Origin of the sequence: Chitinophaga sp. LS1 (genome assembly GCF_034274695.1) — a bacterium.
Lineage (GTDB): Bacteria > Bacteroidota > Bacteroidia > Chitinophagales > Chitinophagaceae > Chitinophaga.
On the sequence record NZ_CP128362.1, the window covers coordinates 6,180,333 to 6,199,647 of the forward strand.

Sequence of the window (19,315 nt, forward strand, 5' to 3'; positions counted from 1 at the left end):
AAAAGCCCTTTTTAATTATTTAACGAGTCTCAGGTTGATTGGATATCTATATACCTCTCCATTACTCGCTTTGATGGTAGCGATAATAGAAAATATCACATTGATCAACCATACAATCCCATTACGGCCGCTTACAAACCTAAAACTGAAATTAGGTGAGCTGGACATCCACCAGAAAGTTGTGAGGGTCCAGAGGGAACCAATAAAGAAGAAAATCATATTTACGATCAACGCTGCGATACTCATGGTGATCTGGAAGTTCAGCGCTTCCTTCCCTTCAGTGTCCAGGAAAGTAGACTGCTCTCTTTTGATCAGCCAAAGTACAAGTACAGCAATAATGTTACCGACAGGAGAAATAAGCCCTATTGTCATTCCTATAATGCCGGCAAGGCTGATAAATATCGCCCAGGTTTTTTCGTCTTTTTGATTCATTGGGTATAATAGATTTGGGTGTAAGCTATTCCATGTGAAGATAAAAACAAAAACTACAAACCTATAAGCCGGATTCTGTTCAATCGTCTTGCGACGACTGATGCTATCATTTATCTGCGACAACGTTCGCACGTCATCTGTATCTGCCTACCCTCGGTCATTGGACGAGCCGCCCTTAATCGACCGTATACATGGCATTTCAGCACGCAAGGTTTACCCTTCTAGTATGTTGCCATTCCAGAACGTAGGCTCTTACCCTACATTTTCACCCTTACCCTGTACAAGACAAGGCGGTCATTTTCTGTGGCACTTTCTGTGACCTGTGCACGCCGTCAGAGACGAGGAGAACAGGTCCCCACCAGTTAGGTGGTGCGTTGCTCTATGCTGTCCGGACTTTCCTTACCAGTTGCCTGGAACGATAGCACGGTTTGTAGTTTTTGCAAAAATAGTAAAAAGGTTACTTAAAAAATATCTCAGTTGCACCAAATCCGTACCTGGGGTGATATTCATTTGAGAATTTATCTACTTCAGGCGTATCTTTTAATATCTTATGAATTTCATCCTTGAGTCTGCCCTTCCCTACCCCATGGATCACGAACATATTATGTTGATGGTGGGAAATGGCCAGTTCCAGGTAACGCACAAATTCATTGAGCTGTATCGCAAGAATTTCAATGTTCTTCATCCCTTTCCAGTCGTCTGTGAGCGTTTCGATGTGCAGGTCCAGTTCGTACTTAGGTGTAAGGGGTACTTCAGGAAGGGTATTGGTCGAAGTGGTCGTATTAGACGCTGCGAACTTACCGATTGAAGGAGTATCGAAATCATTACCCGATTTTTCCGGTTTTGGCGGAAACTTATCGAACAGTAAATAACTTAATGTAGCGTTTCTTCTGGCCTGTAAATCACTCAGTTGCTGGAAGATCTGCTTTGTTTTCATCTTCCAGGTTTTCTGGAAACTCGGCGCCAGTTTTGGATCTGGTTCTTTGGGATAGAAGGTGAATTCTATTCTTGGACTATCGTTCAGCGCTTCGAAAGGAAGGTCGCTGAGATAGAAATTTGCAAATGGCTGAATTTCGTTTTTCATCTCCAGTTCCAGCTGATTTTTGAGGTATACCTGGAAATGGAACTTCCAGGCTGTATTGGTCTCATTGGCCAGGTGAAACTTGAGTTGTTCTACATTTTCCTCATATCCCTCTACACGGAATACAGGCAGTACAGAGAGGAATACCCCTTTGTCCATTTTAAAAGTATCCTGTTTCTTTTCAGGCTTAATATCAAAACCAGATTTTCTGGCAGGTGGGTTGCCATTCTTGGGCGCGGTTGTAAACCGGTGAAAATAAGGGAAATCGATTTGATCCAGATACACGGGGAAGGTAACTTTGCCAATCTCTACCATCACCATATCGTTATTGATAATGTCGACAACAGTACCTTCTTCTTTTGAATGAAGCAATAATATCTTATCTCCAATTTCGTACTTCATGATAACTACACTGCGTCTCTAAATAACAATGACAGATAGCAGGAATCCCCCTGCTACCTGTATCGCAGTGCAGCAAAACTACATAAATTATGGGACTCTTACTTCTTTGCAGCCGGTCATGCAGGATGCCGGCGCATATAACCATCATAAGAAATGGGGCCACTACCTTCTACAAGAAATACTAACAGCAACAGTAGAACAAGGATGGAAAGGCCGGATTCGCTATGTACATTGAATAACCCTGTAGGGGTATGTACAAAGAAGAGGGCGCCAAGTAGAATGGGGATCTGTGCGATGACAGCAGCTCGGGTGAGGAGGCCAAATGTGATAAGGACCCCGCCCAGGAGATGAGCAAAGACAATGTAATGAGCAAGCCAGAAGGATAATACGGTGATAAACGGGCTCTGGTTTATCACGGCTTTGAGAACATCGATATTTTGAATGAATACAACTCCTTTCCAGAACAAAAATATTCCAAGAAGGACGCGAATGCCATCAACCCATTTTGGATGATGCGATTCGCCCCAATGGTCAATTCGCTGTAGCAGGTTCATAAAATATGAGTTTAGGATCAAAGAACTACTTAAATATATAATTTTTTTATGGACTTTCCAAATTAGATAAGTGCTGCAAGTTGTTAAAGGTGAGGTAGTTAAATAAAACAGGCCTGCGGCAACATGGAAGATTTCCTATTTTTTATTGGGGACTGGTTATAAAAAAGAACGGTTTTACCTTTTGTTTGGTAAAACCGTTCTTTTTATTTGATATGAATATTTTAGAAAGTATGCTTTGGTATATCCTGATTCAGCTTGCTCTTTCTGTAACTATAGCCAAAATAAATAGTCAAACCGATGATGAGCCAGATCGTGAACACTACCCAGTTCCTGAAACCAATTTCTGTCATCAGGTAAAAACAACTGAGCAAACCAAGAACAGGTATCGCCGACAGTTTCTTTACAAATGACAACACCACAAAGATCACGGCTGCTATGGCAAAGAAGAAGAATGGAATATTGTGTTTCCATACATCCCAGCCACCCTCAAATGAGAAACGGCCTGGTAATTCTTTTCTGAATATAAAAATGAAGATCAGCACGATCGCTGGTATGATATACTGCCCATTGATATATGGTAAACGGAATCGTTTGCTACCATCATTTTTCTCCTGCGGGGGCAGTAATAATACCCCACCACATACCAGGATGAATGCAAATAAAGTTCCGATACTGGTCAGGTCTGTTACAACGGTCAGGTTCAGAAAGAGCGCAGGTACACCTACGATCACACCTGTGATAATTGTTGCAAATGAAGGTGTTTTGAACTTCGGATGGATCTTACTGAATTTCTTTGGCAACAACCCGTCACGACTCATACTCATCCAGATACGTGGCTGACCGATCTGGAATACAAGCAGTACACTCGTGGTGGCTACTACCGCACTTACAGATATCAGGAAACTTATTTTGTGAAGGTTGACCGCATTGAATACGAATGCTAATGGATCCTCTACTTTCAGCTGTGAATAAGATACCATCCCTGTCAATACAAATGCAATCAGGATATATAATATGGTACAGATGATCAATGAATAGATCATGCCCTTGGGCAGGTCGCGCTGCGGATCTGCACACTCCTCAGCCGTGGTACTGATCGCATCAAAACCTATGTAGGCAAAGAATACGGCAGACACACCTTTTAGTACCCCTGAAAAACCATTTGGCATAAACGGTGACCAGTTGTCAGGATGTACATAAAATGAACCGACTATAATTACAAAGAGGATCACTGCGATCTTGAGCCCCACCATGAAGTTGGCGCTCTTTTTACTCTCACGGATACCTACATAAGCGAGGTAAGTCACTAAAATTACTATAATAAAAGCAGGTAAATTCAGTATAACAGGCAGGCCTCCAATGTGCGGTGCCGCTGCATAAATTTCAGGCGTAGCACTATCATAATTACTCGTCAGCCACACCGGCAGGGATAAATTCATCCCAAAAGCCTTTCCTACACCAGCGAGCAGGTTATTGAAATAGCCGCTCCACGATATGGCTACGGCAATGTTCCCGATGGCGTATTCCAGGATCAGCGCCCAACCAATCACCCAGGCTGCCAGTTCTCCGAAGGTCACATACGAGTAGGTATATGCACTTCCCGACACGGGTACCCTGCTGGCAAATTCGGCGTAACAAAGGGCCGAAAAACCACAGGTGATAGCAGTAATAACAAATAACAGGGAAACCCCGGGACCACCATGAAACGACGCTTCGCCAATGGTTGAAAAGATACCAGCGCCAATGACGGCAGCAATGCCCATTGCTGTCAGGTCCTTTACTTTCAGAACTTTATGTAACCCGCCACCATGTGCGTCATCTGATAAACCATCTTGTGCATCTTTCAGAATAGTAGTAATAGATTTCTTTCGAAACAGCGATTTAGACATCTGGTGGTGATATTTTGTTGTTGACCTTCCTTAGGTTTAGCGATGATGCGAATATATTGAAATTTAATTAATGCCCGCTTTGAAGCAGAAAATCAGGGAGTTCGAATCTTTGTTACCTGAAGTTCCTTTATTTTTCAGAAGGAAATCAGCCAAATCGATCGGTAGTGATCTCCTTTATGCATTAATGCGCTCTTTTTAAGAGGAAATCAGCCAGTTCGGATCTTGTGGCAGATGGTTGCCCTGCATTATGCATTAATGTTCTCTTTTTAAGAGAAAATCAGCCAGTTCGGATCTTGTGGCAGATGGTTGTCCTGCATTATGCATTAATGTTCTCTTTTTAAGAGAAAATCAGCCAGTTCGATCAATGGTTGTTTCCTGGCAGATAATACCGCGATCTTTTCCAGGTGCTCCAATGCCAGATCATGGAACCTTTCCTTCTCCTTTTCCGCCCACTGATCAATCTGACAGTCATGGAATAATTGCAGCACCTGCGCTACCTTATCTTCCGGATTAGTTGCTAACAGCTCCTTCAGCTTGGTCCGCTGTGTAGCATTACAAAGTTCCAGTGCTTTGAGCAACAGGAAGGTTTTTTTATTCACTAAGATATCTCCCCCCTGTTGTTTCCCAAATTTCTCCGGATCTCCGAAGGCATCCAGAAAGTCATCCTGGATCTGGAAGGCAATCCCTACGTTCTTACCAAATTGATACAGGTGATCCTGGTTGTATTCACTTCCCCCGCCAATGATAGCACCCATCTTCAGACTGGCTGCCAGCAATACGGAAGTCTTCAGTGCGATCATGTTTACATAATCATCGAATTGTACATGCTCCGGCTCCATCTCTTCAAAGTCCATATCTATCTGCTGGCCTTCGCACACTTCGATCGCAGCTTTGTTAAAAGCGGCTAACAGTTTTTGTTTATGCTGAGGCTGTACCTTGTTCAGGTATTCATATACATTGATCAGCATCACATCTCCGGCCAGGATCGCAGCGGTATCACCATACAGAGTGTGTACGGTTGGGTGGTTTCTGCGAAGGGGGGCCTTATCCATCAAATCGTCGTGTACGAGGGTGAAATTGTGAAAGAGCTCCACCGCGGTTCCTACCTGGAACGAGTCAGGGTGAATATTATCAAACAATTCATTGCCCATCAGTGCCAGTATAGGGCGTATACGCTTCCCACCTATTTTGAGTATGTGGCTGGCCGCATCGTACAATTTCTTAGGTTTTTCCGGAAAATGTTCCTTCGCAAAGTGTTCTCCAAACTGGATCGTTAATTCCTGAAATGAATGCATGGTATCTTGTCAATAATTATGAATCAGGTCGAAATTATGCCTTTTTACGGGAAGCACCGCCACCCTTCTTTGCAGAGGATGATTTCTTCTTATCAGTGGCAGATCTGTCACCTTTAGCTGGTTTGCCTTTGGCAGGGCCGCCACTCCTTTCGGAAGGTTGCCTTTTGCCGCGGGGAGAGCGATTAAAATCAGTATCCTGGTCTCTTCTGCTGCGTGGAGCTTCTCCGCCACGACCACGTACTACTCTACCCTGCGGCGGGAAATCTGCATCCTCATCTTCTATCAGCTCATAATCCAGCTGTCTCTTTACCAGGTTTGCCGCAGCTACCTGCACCTTCACCTTATCTCCAATACGAACCTTCCGACCCGTATTCATACCTATCAGTGAATATTCATTCTCATCATACTTAAAATCATCCTTCGTCATCATACTCTGCAAACTCACCAGTCCTTCACACTTGGTATCCACTGTCTCTACCCAGAAACCAAAATGAGCGACCCCACTCACCACACCATCGAAAGTCTCGCCCAGGAACTGCTGCATGTATTCCACCTGCTTGTATTTGTTCCCAGCTCTTTCTGCTTCCATCGCCTTGCGCTCCATCTCTGAAGAGTGCTTACACATTGCATCCATCCTTTTATCAGCATGAATATCATTGGCCAGGCACTGCGCTACCACCCGGTGTACCAATACATCGGGGTAACGACGGATCGGAGATGTAAAGTGACAGTAGTGATCAAAACCCAATCCATAGTGACCGATATCTTCCGTCTGGTAAACGGCTTTGGCCATGGTACGGATACCGAGGGTTTCGAGTACATGCTGTTCAGGTTTGCCCTTCGCCATCTGCAACATTGCATTGAAGCTATTCGCCAGCGCTTCAGGGTTAGAAAGATCCAGCTTGTGACCGAACTTGTTTGCGAAACCAGAGAACACTTTCAGCTTCTCTTCATCCGGTGTATCGTGGGTACGATATGGGAACGGCACCTGCTGGTTATTGCCGATGCGGATATTGTATACATATTCTGCTACCTTTCTATTGGCAAGCAGCATGAATTCTTCGATCAACTGGTGGGCTTCCTTGCTCTCCTTGATCATGATGCCGATCGGCTTTGCATGTTCATCCAGCTGGAAGCGAACTTCCTGCGAAGAGAAGTTGATAGCGCCATGTTGAATACGTGTTTTGCGCATAGTCTGTGCGATGGTATTCAGCAACAGCAATTCATCTTTGTAAGGTCCGTCTCCCTTTTCGATGATCTCCTGTACCTCTTCGTAGGTAAATCGATGATCGGAATGGATCACGGTTCTGCCAATCCATTGCTCCCTGATCTCCCCTTGCTCATTGATCTTAAACACGGCAGAGAATGTCAGTTTATCTTCGTGCGGACGCAGGGAACAGAGCTCGTTCGAGATCTTTTCCGGCAGCATAGGCAGTACGCGATCCGGCAGGTATACGGAAGTAGCACGTTTGTCTGCTTCCTTATCCAGCGCAGTATCCGGCAGTACATAGTGACTTACGTCAGCAATGTGCACACCGATCTCGTACCAGCCACCACGGGTCTTTTTGACAGAGAGGGCATCGTCAAAGTCCTTGGCATCCACAGGGTCGATGGTAAAGGTGAGGGTCTTGCGGAAGTCCTTACGTTTCTTTACTTCATCACTGCTGATGTCTTCTTTGACGGCCTGTAGTTCCTGCATCACATCCGCCGGGAAGCTAAGCGGGAAGCCCGCTTCGATAAGGATCTCCTTCATAGCCAGGTCGTTGGTATCGCTGGCATCCAGTAGTTCTACAATCTCGCCAACGGGTTTGCGGGTCTTTTCGCCCCACTGTACAATCCTGACTACGGCCTTATCGCCGCTCTTCATGTCTTTTACTTCGTTCGCTGGAATATATATATCCGGCATGAAGATACCCTTGTCAGGTATAAGGAATGCGAATCCCTTATTCACCTGCAGGGTGCCGGTAAACTCTGTCTTCTTACGTTTAGTAATCGCCGTTATCACTCCTTCCATTCGTCCCTGGTTCTTAGCTGGTTTGATAACATCCACGTTTACTTCATCTCCGTCTAAAGCGGTATTCAGGTTTTTCTGCCTTACAAGTACATCTTTTTCCTGTCCTTCGACGATGACGAAAGCCATGCCGGAACGGGTGATTTCTATTGTTCCCTTGTAGGTTTTCTTTTGGCTGCTACTGCCTTTTTCTCTGCTGCTAGCGCCTTTTTCTTTTTGAGGTTTTTTCTTTTTAGTCATTCTCGTAACATTTAATCATGGTTACTTCCAAACTGTTCCACGTAATCAAAAATATAATTATTAAATGAATCTCCTTCCCCGAACAGGAAAGATATTTCCACCGGCATAACGGCGATGGTTATGTTTCGCTCCCGGAGTTGCGGGGCCAGGAGCTGTAGCCTTACGGCATCTTTTTCGGTGGTGATCACCATTTTATTCTCCCCGGGCAGGTTCCCGAGTTCACGTTGTATCTTATCAAGGTCGTGCACCCCATAGTAATAATGATCGGGAAAAGGCAGCTGGAAGACCTCCCGGTGGCTGCTTTTCAAGTGCTGCAGGAGTGGTTCAGGACGGGCGATACCGGCTACCAGCAACAGTGTTGTATCTGCCGGTATAGTAGTGGGTGCACCGCTGAACAGGTCGTACAGCTGACCATATTGCAATGTGGTAAAATATACATGTTGTTCATGCAAGGGATTGATTTCCTGCCTGATAGCGTTTTTTTCAGTTTCAGAAAGGTGGGGTGGACATTTGGATACGATGATACAATTGGCCCTTTCGTATCCTTTGCGTCCTTCCCGGAGGCGACCAAATGGTACCACATGATCTTTGGTAAACCGGCGGCTGTAGTCGGTGATCATAATGTTCATACCTGGTTTTACAGAGCGGTGCTGAAAGGCATCGTCCAGCAGGATCACCTGTGTTTCGGGGCGTTCTCCGAGCAGTTGGGGAATGGCGAGCATTCTCTCTTCGCCCACGCAGACGCTGATGTCCGGGTACTTTTGGTGAAACTGCATGGGTTCATCACCCAGCTGTGAGGCGGTGCTGTTTTCATCTGCCAGCAGGTAGCCTTTGGTACGGCGGTTATAGCCACGGCTCAGGGTAGCGGTGTGTACGCGGTCTTTGAGCAGGCGGATGAGGTGTTCGACATGGGGAGTCTTGCCAGTGCCTCCTACAGAAAGGTTGCCCACAGCGATCACGGGTAGGTCGAATTCCACAGCAGTGAGTACTTTATTGTCGTACATCCTGTTGCGGGTCCACATGACCAAACCGTACAAAAGTGAGAAAGGATATAATAAGATCTTAAGATATTGCAGCATGCATCAGCTTTTTGTGAAATGATAAGTCGTATTGGGTGTGACCACGATATGCAGTGGAACATCCCAGGTGCCGATGTCGGCAATGCCGGTTACCGGGTCGAACAATGACAGTCCGATGGTGGTAACATCCGGGCGGCATTGTTCCAGAAAGCGGTCGTACATCCCTTTGCCATAGCCTACGCGGTGGCCGGCGGTATCGAATGCCAGCAGTGGTACGAATACCAGGTCCAGCTCAGATGGCGCGATGAGGGTACCTGATGTAGGCTCGGGAATGCCGTAGTTGTTCTTTTCCAGTACGGTGTTTTGATCCCAAAGGTAATGCAACATGGTGCTATCGGCCATATTGGAACGTGAAATTACCCATTGGAGGTCCGGAAAATGGATCCGGGTATAGTCTACAAGAGCTGGTGTATCCACTTCCTTTTTTTCCCTGATAGGTAGAAAAATGTGTGCCAGCTTGTAAGGGCTGAAATCCAGTAGCCTGCATTGTGCGAGCAACTGCGCATTGAGCTTGGTAATCTCGTCGGAGGGAGTATTCAGTCTTTTTTCAAGAAACTCCCGGCGTATATCCTTTTTTGTTAACAATATGGTACGCTGAGTTATTTTAATTGTAAAGATAGCTTTTCTGCCTGTTCCTTTACAAAAGCCTTGTCAATATGGCTGGTTTGAGGAATCCTTCCCAGTTTGGGGAATCCGGACCAGGTGACAACTTCGTCTTCATTAGTATGTGTTTCGCCACTGAAGATCCAGCCCAGAACAGGAATTTGTGCCTGCTGGAGGACTTTTGCGGTGAGTAATGAATGGTTGATGGAGCCGAGGTAGTTGCCTGCCACGATAATGACTTTGGCTTTGAGTTGTTGGATCAGGTCGATGGTAAAGGTCGTTTCAGTGATAGGTACCATGAGGCCGCCGGCGCCTTCGATGATGAGGGGGCGGTTGGCCGGTTGGTAAGTCTCAGCTATTTCTATTATTCTTTTTACATTAATGGTTACGTTTTCGAGCCTTGCAGCGAGGTGCGGAGAGGCTGGTTCCAGGAGGCGGTAGGCCTCTTTATGGCATTTTGAAACTGGATTTGTGAGTAGATTTTTTATGGTGTCAGTATCAGTGCCTTCTTTCAGACCGGTTTGCACTGGTTTCCAGTAATCGGCCTGGAGGGACTCGGTGATACAGGCGGAGGTGATGGTTTTGCCTACGCCCGTGCCAATGCCGGTGATGAAGATGCGGTTTGTCATAATTGTGCAAAGATATTGTATATTAATTATATAGTGGTTATTGAGTGATTTGGGGCAAATCATTCATTTACCTTATTTTCGCTCCGATCAATTTAATATAGTTATGAAGTTTTGCAACAGCATCCTTGAAACCATAGGAAACACCCCATTGGTAAAACTCCACCGCGTTACCGCAGGCCTTCCCTGCCCTGTCTTTGCCAAAGTAGAATTCTTTAACCCTGGCAACTCTATCAAAGACCGTATGGCTATCAAAATGGTAGAAGTCGCAGAAAAACAAGGTTTACTAAAACCAGGCGGCACCATCATTGAAGGTACCTCCGGCAATACAGGTATGGGTCTTGCGCTGGCCGCTGTGATCAAGGGTTACAAATGTATCTTTACCACCACCGATAAACAGTCCAAAGAAAAAGTAGACATACTCAAAGCCGTAGGCGCCGAGGTGATCGTATGCCCTACTAACGTAGAACCTGAAGATCCCCGCTCCTACTACTCCGTATCCAAACGGCTGGCTACTGAGGTGCCGAACAGTTTCTATGTAAACCAATACGATAACCTTGCCAATCGTGATGCACACTACGAACAAACGGGTCCTGAAATCTGGGAACAGACAGATGGAAAGGTGACTCACCTGGTTGTGGCCACGGGTACTGGCGGTACCATTACCGGTACGGGCAAGTTCCTGAAAGAAAAGAATCCGGACATAAAAGTATGGGCCATAGACAGCTATGGTTCCCTGCTGAAGAAATACTTTGAAACAGGAGAACTGGATATGTCGGAAGTTTATCCTTACATCACCGAAGGTATTGGCGAAGACTTTGTACCGCAGAACTACGACATGAATGTGATCGATGCCTTTACAAAAGTAACGGACAAAGACGGGGCTGTGATGGCAAGACGTATTACCAAAGAAGAAGGGATTTTTGTGGGGTACTCCGCCGGTTCTGCGATTGCAGGGCTATTACAACTGAAAGCATCTTTAAATCCAACAGATGTAGTCGTGGTGATTTTCCATGATTCCGGCAGCCGTTATGTAGGTAAAGTGTACAATGATCAGTGGATGATGGAAAGAGGTTTCCTCGATGTGAAGACAGTGAAAGATGTGGTGAATGGTCGCCGTAACCAGCCATTGGTAACGGTAGAACAGGAAGAGAAAGTGAGTGAGGCGATTACTAAAATGAAGAAGTATGATATCGAACATATCCCGGTTTTACATCAGCAGGAAATAGTAGGTTCTATTTCTGAAAATGGACTTTTCAACAGACTGATTGATGATGTGAACCTGAAAGATGCGCAGATCAAACAGGTGATGCAGGCTGCATTCCCGGAGGTAAAAATGGATACGCCGATAGAGAAATTGTCTTCTTATATCAATAAAGAAAATGGTGCGGTGCTGACACGCGATGAAAGTGGAAAGGCACACATCATTACGAAATACGATATTATTCAGGCACTTGGCAACTAAGATGTAAACAGCGGAAAGATGGATACTACATTTTCTGATTTACCGCTTAAAGATCAAACTGGCAATCCGGTGAGGTTGTCCTTTCCACCTCACCGGATTGTATCATTAGTTCCTTCGCAAACAGAGTTATTATTTGATCTTGGGCTTTCTGATGAGATTGTGGGAGTGACAAAATTTTGTATTCACCCGGTGAATGATAAAACCCGGGTGGGAGGAACAAAGAAATTACATATAGATCAGATTAGGGAGTTAAAACCGGATCTGATCATTGCTAATAAGGAGGAGAATGAACGGGAGCAGATCTTATCATTGATGGCCGATTTCCCGGTTTGGGTGACAGATGTGCATGATTTGGAGAGTGCCCTGGAAATGATTTCACAAATTAGTGCAATTACAGACCGGGCAGCAAAGGGGGTGCAAATTTGTTCGGAGATAAAAACAGCCTTTGAGCAGTTGGCCTTTTTTTCTAAAAATGGTCCTCCTCACAAAAAAGTGGCCTATTTCATCTGGAAAGATCCCTGGATGGTAGCCGGAGGAGACACATTTATATCTGCCATGTTGGAGCAATGTGGGTTTGAGAATGTTTTTAAAAAAAGGACCCGTTACCCTGTTATCACCCTTGATGAATTACAGTATACTGATTGTCAATTAGTTCTATTATCTTCTGAACCTTTTCCTTTCAAAGCAGCCCATTTTCCATTTTTTACCTCTCTTCCTGTTCAGCTGGTAGATGGAGAAATGTTCAGCTGGTATGGTAGTAGAATCTTGCGCGCTGCGGCTTATTTTCGGGATAATTTCTACCAAAATCAGGCTTTTTTTTGACGAATATCATATAAATCACTAGAAAACATGATTCTAACACTATAAAACTTGTTATTTAGTACTTATATTTGCTGTCCTTAAATGTAAAACAATCCGAAAGCTATGGGAAAATACAGAGCTGGCGTATTATTCGGCGAAGAGCTGGAAGCGCTGTACAATGATGCCAAGAACAATGCATGGGCAATGCCTGCGGTAAACGTGGTAGGTACTAATACAGTAAATGCTGTACTGGAAACTGCTGCAAAAGTAAACTCACCTGTTATTATTCAGTTTTCTAACGGTGGTGCACAGTTCTTTGCAGGTAAAGGAATGCCGAATGATAAGTTGCAGGCAAACATTGCAGGTGGCATTTCCGGTGCAAAACACGTACATGAAGTAGCTAAATACTACGGTGTACCGGTTGTATTGCACACAGACCATGCTGCTAAAAAATGGTTGCCATGGATCGACGGTCTGCTGGATGCGGGTGAAGAATTTAAGAAACAAACTGGTCAGCCACTGTACAGTTCCCACATGCTGGATCTTTCTGAAGAGCCAATCCATGAGAACATCGAGATCTCTAAAAAATATTTCGAGCGTATGAACAAGCTGGGTATGTCCATCGAAATCGAGCTGGGCGTAACTGGTGGTGAAGAAGACGGTGTTGATAACTCCGGCGTAGACAACTCCAAGCTGTATACTCAGCCTGAAGATGTAAACTTCGCTTACGAGCAACTGTCTCAGGTAGGTACTCGTTTCACAGTAGCTGCTGCTTTTGGTAACGTACATGGTGTATATTCACCAGGTAACGTGGCACTGCGTCCTGAGATCCTGCAGAATTGCCAGGACTTCATCCAGGCTAAGCACAAAACTGCTGCTAAACCAGTTTATTATGTATTCCATGGTGGTTCAGGTTCTCCTAAGCATCAGATTACAGAAGCACTGGGTTACGGTGTAATCAAGATGAACCTGGATACAGATATGCAGTGGGCATTCTGGGAAGGTGTTCATGATTTCTACGAAGCCAAGAGAGATTATCTGCAGGCTCAGCTGGGTAACCCAGAGGGTGCTGATAAGCCAAATAAGAAATTCTATGATCCTCGTGTATGGCTGCGTAAAGGTGAAGAGACTTTTGTAAAACGTCTGGAAGAGGCGTTCAAAGATCTGAACTGCATTGGCAGAAATGCTTAATATTGAGGGAGATATACTTCAGGGAAGCCGGTAATTGTGAAAATTACCGGCTTTTTCTTTTAAGGTGGACTCCGGAAGGATTGAAAACCAGCCACTTTTGAATAAATCAGCTCTCAGCCTGCCCGTTCTCAAAGAAAAACCTGACCGCCAACCTGTTTTATTATAATATTGCAAACGAGATACTTTTGAAGTTAATTTAATTTGTATCTTGCACAACTATTTTGTAACCTAATAGTTCAATATGTCAAGCTGGTTTAAGCGAATTAAACAAGGCATTCAAACGTCTACAAGTGAGAAGAAAGAAGCGCCGGATGGTTTGTGGCACAAATGCCCTAGCTGCAAAAAAACAGTTACGGTCAAAGACCTGAAGGACCACTTTTACGTGTGCGATAAGTGTAATTACCACAATCGTATCGATTCTGCTGAATATTTCGAGATCTTATTCGATAACAATCAGTTCGAAGAGCTGTTCCCTAATATTTATCCAAAGGACTTTTTGGGATTCAAGGACTTAAAGCCATATGGCGCAAGGTTAATAGATGCTCAGAAGAAATCCGGACTGAAAGACGCGATGCGTGTAGGTGTGGGTAAAGTATTTGGTAACGACCTGGTGGTTTCCTGCATGGACTTTGCTTTTATTGGCGGTTCTATGGGTTCAGTGGTAGGTGAGAAAATCGCCCGCTCCATTGATTATTGTATTGCACACAAAATGCCATTAATGATCATCTCCAAATCTGGTGGTGCCCGTATGATGGAAAGTGCTTTTTCCCTGATGCAAATGGCAAAAACTTCTGCCAAGCTGACGCAGTTGGCGGATGCGAAGCTGCCTTTCATCTCTCTGGCAACAGATCCGACCACGGGTGGTGTAACGGCTTCTTTCGCAATGCTGGGTGACCTGAACATTGCAGAGCCTAAGGCCCTGATCGGTTTCGCTGGTCCACGTATCATTAAGGAAACGATCAAGAAAGACTTGCCTGAGGGTTTCCAGAGTGCTGAGTTCCTGCTGGAACATGGCTTTTTGGACCTGATCATTGACCGTAAAGAAATGAAGGCCAAACTGGCACAGTTGCTCGAATTGTTTAAAAACTAATTTTTTAAAATAACTGCGGATTACAGCTGGTGTGAATTCATGCCATTGTAATCCGCAATTTGTAAATCCCAATTTAAAGTGGCAGAACTGAGGAACAGATCGGCATTTTATGAGTACGCAATAGAGGATAAATTTATTGCAGGGATGGTATTGACAGGTACTGAGATTAAATCTATCCGACAGAGCCGGGTTAGTTTTAATGACTCATTCTGCTATTTTTCTAAAGGAGAATTGTTTGTTAGAAGCCTGCATATCACCGAATATTCGCATGGCGCCTACGCGAATCATGACCCATTGCGCGAGCGTAAGTTGCTGTTGACAAAACGGGAGCTGCGTAAGATGGAAGGGAAGATTAAGGAGAAAGGGTTTACCATCGTTCCATTACGTATTTTTTTGAGTGAGAAGGGGTTGGCGAAGATGGAGATAGGACTTGGCAGAGGGAAGAAAATGCATGATAAGCGTGAGTCTATTAAGGAGAGAGATACGCAGAGAGAGATTAAGCGGTATCTGAAGTAAGGATTTTAACTGCAGGATTCTCAGAGAGAGATCAAGCGGTATCTGAAAGGAAAGATTTTAATTGCAGGGTTCTCAGAGAGATCAAATGGTATCTGAAGTAAAGGCTTTTTATCATGGAGATACACATAGCTGATCAGGTAGCATCTAAAGTAAGCTCTTTTTATACAAGGGGGACTATACCTATATCATGATAAACAAACCTAACTGTCGCTGGTGGCTGATAGCACCACTTATTTTTGCATTGTCCTGCAAATCAGGGGAGAAATTGTACAATAAGGGCCGTTATGACGAAGCCGTTATTGCATTTGTAAAGAAACTCCGTAAAACTCCCACACACCAGACTTCACTGACTTTATTGCCACAGGCATATGCGCAATCAGTACAGTTGCATGAAAAAAATGCGTCGGCTGCATTGGGCACCACTGCAAATTTAAAATTTGAAGCAGCATTGAGGGAGTACCAGGTACTGCAAAACCTCTATAATAATATTGAAGCGTGTCCGGCATGCCTTACGGTGGTGACACCGAAGGATTACCGGAATGCGATATCTGCATCCAGAGATACGGCAGCAGCTACGAGATATGATCATGGGATGGCGTTGTTGAGGAATGGAGATCGATTTAGTGCACGGAAAGCATATAGTAATTTCCAGGCGGCTTTGTCGCTGGTGCCGGATTATAAGAATGCGAAGGACATGATGGAGCAGGCGTACCAGATGGGAATGGCTGTTGTGGAAGTACGCGATGTAGCATTGGTATCACAGTATGACCAGAGAGCCCTGGAGCCGGGTGCAGCGATCTTCAGAGATAATGTGTTGAATAACCTGCGGGCAAAGAATAATAATAGTTTTGTGCAGATATTGCCGGAAAGTGAAGTAGTGAAAAATAAGCTCCATGCAGATTATGTGGTGGATATCAGGGTGGAAGATTTTCTGGTGAGTAAGCCGAATATACAGAAGAATTATAGGGAGCTGGTAAAGACGGTAGAGATTATAGAGCCTGCGGATACGACTAAGCGGCCGAGACAAGCGGATAAGGTGAGGAAGGAGACATATAAAGGGGTGTTGTATTTTAATACGGTGAGTGTGGTGACTGGGGGGAATATTGTGTGTTATCTGATAGATGGGGCGAATGATGATGATATGGAGAAGATTGTGTTGCCTGCGGATGCGGGATGGAGTAATTCGTTTTGTTATTTTAAGGGAGATGAAAGGGTGCTGACCCCGGAGGATAGGAAGTTGATTGGCGGGCAGGATTTGCCTTCACCTACGGTGGGGGAATTGTTTCAGGCGGCAGTTGGGAGGTCTTATGGGGAGATAACGAATATTGTGATGAAGCATTATGCGAGTTTTTAATGTGATTAACTAATGCATTCTATGGGTTTAGGCATTTAATGATATTATGTTTTAAATCCTTTTCAATAAAAGAGATTGCATCAAAAATAAATAAACCTCCTTAGAAGTGCTTAAAGGACTACCTCCATTAGGTACCCGAATAAAACGAGGCCATATCTTAAGTAAGATACGGCCTCGTTTATTGAATGTAATACGAAAACTTATATTGAATGCTTCCCGAATGCTTTTATAAATCCTTTGCGAATACTTTTTAATTCCCCGCTTCAAACCCCTGATCTATCAACCATTGTCCACTATCAGCAGCGGCAGTAGCCAATTCATCACAGCGGTTATTGAGTGGATTGGTAGAGTGCCCTTTTACCCAGGTAAATTTCACTTGCTGTCTTCTGTAAGCAGGAATAAACCGCTGCCAGAGGTCTTTGTTCTTTTTGTCTTTGAAGCCGATCTTTACCCAGTTCCAGAGCCAACCTTTTTCAATAGAATTGACTACGTATTCACTGTCGGTGAAGATGCGGACTGGCAAACCGTCCTTTTTGAGCGTTTCGAGCGCGACGATAACAGCGAGGAGTTCCATGCGGTTGTTGGTGGTTTTGCGATATCCCTGGGAGAGTTCTTTGCGAACTGAGTTCCACATGAGGATGACGCCGTAGCCGCCTGGGCCTGGATTGCCGCGGGATGAACCGTCTGTGTAGATTATTACTTCGGACATAGCGGGCAAAGATAGGAAATTTGGTTTGGGCCTGCGACAGCAAGCAAGAAAGATCTTATTTTTTCTTAGCGTAGTGAATATTGTGACCAGCGTACAGTATGAAAGGTCGGTCTTATTCCTCCTGTAGTAGCTTAAATGGTAACCAGATTAAAGAAATCTTTTTTCATTTCTTTAATCTGGCTGGTTTCTTTTTCCTTGACAGCGGTGGCGGCTTCTTTGGTAGGGACGAGTATTTTGTATTACACCTGAAATACGCCCAAACTAAAATTACCCTCCACGGGGGCCTGATTCGCGGCCTTTATACTCTCAGAAATTATTCTTCGTGTATCCAATGGGTCTATTATTTCATCTACCCATAATCTAGCCGCCGCATAATAGGGCGTGGTTTGACTATTATACTTCGCTGTGATCTCAGACAGCAATTTATTTTCATCCTCAGGCGTAATCTCCTCCCCTTTTGCTTTGAGCGAAGCCACCTGGATCTGCAACAATGTCTTTGCCGCCTGCTCCCCTCCCATTACCGCAATCTTTGCATTGGGCCATGCATAGATAAAACGTGGATCATATGCCTTCCCACACATCGCATAGTTGCCCGCACCATAAGAGTTTCCCACGATTACTGTAATTTTGGGAACGATAGAATTCGCCACTGCATTCACCAGCTTTGCTCCATCTTTAATGATACCCGCATGTTCACTACGGCTACCCACCATAAACCCGGTTACATCCTGTAAAAACACCAGCGGTATTTTCTTCTGATTACAATTCATGATAAAACGGGCTGCCTTATCCGCACTATCATTATAGATCACACCACCCATCTGCATTTCACCTTTCCTGCTTTTTACTATCTTCCGCTGATTCGCTACTATACCCACTGCCCAACCATCTATGCGGGCATAGCCACACAGAATGCTTTTACCATAATCTTCTTTGTATTGATCAAATTCAGAATTATCTACTATCCTTGAAATTACGTCCACCATATCATAAGGACGGGTACTATCTTCAGGAATCAGGCTATATAATTCCGAAGGATCTTTTGCCGGAGCAACAGCTGCGACCCTGTCAAAACCCGCATCGGCCGGGTGCCCCAGCTTGCTGACTATTTTCTTTATATGATCCAGACACTCCTCATCTGATTTGAATTTATAATCAGCAATACCTGAAATTTCTGTATGTGTCACGGCGCCACCCAAGGTCTCTGCATCTATAGTTTCACCAATAGCCGCCTTTACTAAATATGGCCCTGCGAGAAAGATAGAACCATTACCTTCTACCATCAGCACTTCATCACTCATGATAGGCAGATACGCACCACCTGCTACACAACTACCCATCACCGCCGCTATCTGTGTAATACCCATCGCACTCATACGCGCATTATTGCGAAATATACGGCCAAAATGCTCCTTATCCGGGAAGATCTCATCCTGCATAGGCAAGTATACCCCCGCACTATCTACCAGGTAAATAATGGGCAAATGATTCTCCATTGCGATCTCCTGCAGGCGAAGGTTTTTCTTCCCCGTCATAGGGAACCAGGCCCCCGCTTTCACGGTCATATCATTGGCCACGATCATACACTGCCGCCCGGCAATGTAGCCGATACCTCCGACAGTGCCTGCCGCCGGGCACCCACCATGTTCTTCATACATCCCATAGGCAGCAAATGCCCCTATTTCAATAAAGGTCGCGTCTTTGTCACAGAGATATGCGATACGTTCACGGGGAGTCAATTTGCCCCGCTGCCGGACTTTTTCGAGGTTCTTTTTACCTCCGCCCTGTTCTACAATGGCGAGGCGTTGTTTCAGGGTACTGAGCGATCTGCGCATGGCATCTTCATTCCTGTTCTTGTCCAGTTGCTGTGCTTCCATAACGATTGTTTTGTGTTCGGGGATGATTCTTCTTAAAAATAAGGGATTGGGGGCAAATAAAAACGCTTCTGCGGGGCAGAAGCGTTTTTATTTCTACATT

Annotated in this window: 17 protein-coding genes and 1 other RNA gene; 6 read left to right on the forward strand and 12 right to left on the reverse strand. The window is 44.8% G+C overall.

The features are described 5' to 3' along the window. Positions 1–15: 15 nt before the first annotated feature. The 10 genes from QQL36_RS25395 to bioD form a co-directional block, all read right to left on the reverse strand. Positions 16–432, reverse strand: a complete 417-nt coding sequence (locus QQL36_RS25395; protein WP_321567191.1) for a DUF4870 domain-containing protein — start codon at positions 430–432, stop codon at positions 16–18. A 48-nt stretch (positions 433–480) separates the two neighbouring features. Then, an RNA gene (rnpB, locus tag QQL36_RS25400) (RNase P RNA component class A) lies at positions 481–867 on the reverse strand. A gap of 22 nt (positions 868–889) precedes the next feature. Continuing rightward, positions 890–1,915 (reverse strand): Smr/MutS family protein, encoded by a 1,026-nt coding sequence (locus QQL36_RS25405; protein WP_083728799.1) that lies wholly within the window; start codon positions 1,913–1,915, stop codon positions 890–892. A gap of 116 nt (positions 1,916–2,031) precedes the next feature. Further along, entirely contained in the window at positions 2,032–2,469 is a 438-nt protein-coding gene (locus QQL36_RS25410; RefSeq protein ID WP_083728801.1) for a DoxX family protein, read from the reverse strand. Between the two features lie 221 nt (positions 2,470–2,690). After that, a complete protein-coding gene (locus tag QQL36_RS25415) occupies positions 2,691–4,358 on the reverse strand; it encodes an amino acid permease (protein WP_321567192.1) in 1,668 nt (555 codons plus the stop codon). Positions 4,359–4,681: 323 nt separating this feature from the next. Further along, a complete protein-coding gene (locus tag QQL36_RS25420; protein WP_083728805.1) occupies positions 4,682–5,653 on the reverse strand; it encodes a polyprenyl synthetase family protein in 972 nt (323 codons plus the stop codon). A 34-nt stretch (positions 5,654–5,687) separates the two neighbouring features. Beyond that, positions 5,688–7,904 carry a ribonuclease R gene (rnr, locus tag QQL36_RS25425; RefSeq protein WP_321567193.1) on the reverse strand — a complete coding sequence of 739 codons (2,217 nt, stop codon included), beginning with the start codon at positions 7,902–7,904 and terminating at the stop codon, positions 5,688–5,690. An 11-nt stretch (positions 7,905–7,915) separates the two neighbouring features. Then, on the reverse strand, positions 7,916–8,983 hold the full coding sequence (gene lpxK / locus QQL36_RS25430; protein WP_083728809.1) for a tetraacyldisaccharide 4'-kinase: 1,068 nt from the start codon (positions 8,981–8,983) through the stop codon (positions 7,916–7,918). Positions 8,984–8,986: 3 nt separating this feature from the next. Then, complete coding sequence (locus QQL36_RS25435; protein WP_179091286.1) at positions 8,987–9,568, reverse strand: 5-formyltetrahydrofolate cyclo-ligase; 582 nt, start codon at positions 9,566–9,568, stop codon at positions 8,987–8,989. 14 nt (positions 9,569–9,582) lie between these two features. Then, complete coding sequence (gene bioD / locus QQL36_RS25440) at positions 9,583–10,215, reverse strand: dethiobiotin synthase (RefSeq protein ID WP_083728813.1); 633 nt, start codon at positions 10,213–10,215, stop codon at positions 9,583–9,585. A gap of 103 nt (positions 10,216–10,318) precedes the next feature. Between bioD and QQL36_RS25445 the strand changes: the two genes are divergently transcribed. From QQL36_RS25445 to QQL36_RS25470, 6 genes are all read left to right on the forward strand, one after another. Continuing rightward, positions 10,319–11,677, forward strand: coding sequence for a pyridoxal-phosphate dependent enzyme (locus tag QQL36_RS25445; protein ID WP_321567194.1), 1,359 nt, complete (start codon positions 10,319–10,321; stop codon positions 11,675–11,677). A gap of 18 nt (positions 11,678–11,695) precedes the next feature. Next, positions 11,696–12,499: a helical backbone metal receptor gene (locus QQL36_RS25450; RefSeq protein ID WP_321567195.1), complete on the forward strand. Its 804-nt coding sequence runs from the start codon at positions 11,696–11,698 to the stop codon at positions 12,497–12,499. Positions 12,500–12,601: 102 nt separating this feature from the next. Continuing rightward, positions 12,602–13,669, forward strand: a complete 1,068-nt coding sequence (gene fbaA, locus QQL36_RS25455) for a class II fructose-bisphosphate aldolase (RefSeq protein ID WP_083728819.1) — start codon at positions 12,602–12,604, stop codon at positions 13,667–13,669. A gap of 241 nt (positions 13,670–13,910) precedes the next feature. Continuing rightward, positions 13,911–14,759: an acetyl-CoA carboxylase, carboxyltransferase subunit beta gene (gene accD / locus QQL36_RS25460; protein ID WP_083728821.1), complete on the forward strand. Its 849-nt coding sequence runs from the start codon at positions 13,911–13,913 to the stop codon at positions 14,757–14,759. A gap of 78 nt (positions 14,760–14,837) precedes the next feature. After that, positions 14,838–15,275, forward strand: coding sequence for an SsrA-binding protein SmpB (gene smpB / locus QQL36_RS25465; RefSeq protein ID WP_083728823.1), 438 nt, complete (start codon positions 14,838–14,840; stop codon positions 15,273–15,275). A gap of 187 nt (positions 15,276–15,462) precedes the next feature. Then, positions 15,463–16,629 carry a hypothetical protein gene (locus QQL36_RS25470; RefSeq protein WP_321567196.1) on the forward strand — a complete coding sequence of 389 codons (1,167 nt, stop codon included), beginning with the start codon at positions 15,463–15,465 and terminating at the stop codon, positions 16,627–16,629. A 250-nt stretch (positions 16,630–16,879) separates the two neighbouring features. Here QQL36_RS25470 and rnhA read toward each other — a convergent pair whose 3' ends face one another. Together rnhA and QQL36_RS25480 are read right to left on the reverse strand one after the other, a co-directional pair. Continuing rightward, positions 16,880–17,338 carry a ribonuclease HI gene (gene rnhA, locus QQL36_RS25475; RefSeq protein WP_083728827.1) on the reverse strand — a complete coding sequence of 153 codons (459 nt, stop codon included), beginning with the start codon at positions 17,336–17,338 and terminating at the stop codon, positions 16,880–16,882. Between the two features lie 239 nt (positions 17,339–17,577). Beyond that, positions 17,578–19,215, reverse strand: a complete 1,638-nt coding sequence (locus QQL36_RS25480; protein WP_321567197.1) for an acyl-CoA carboxylase subunit beta — start codon at positions 19,213–19,215, stop codon at positions 17,578–17,580. Positions 19,216–19,315 lie beyond the last annotated feature (100 nt).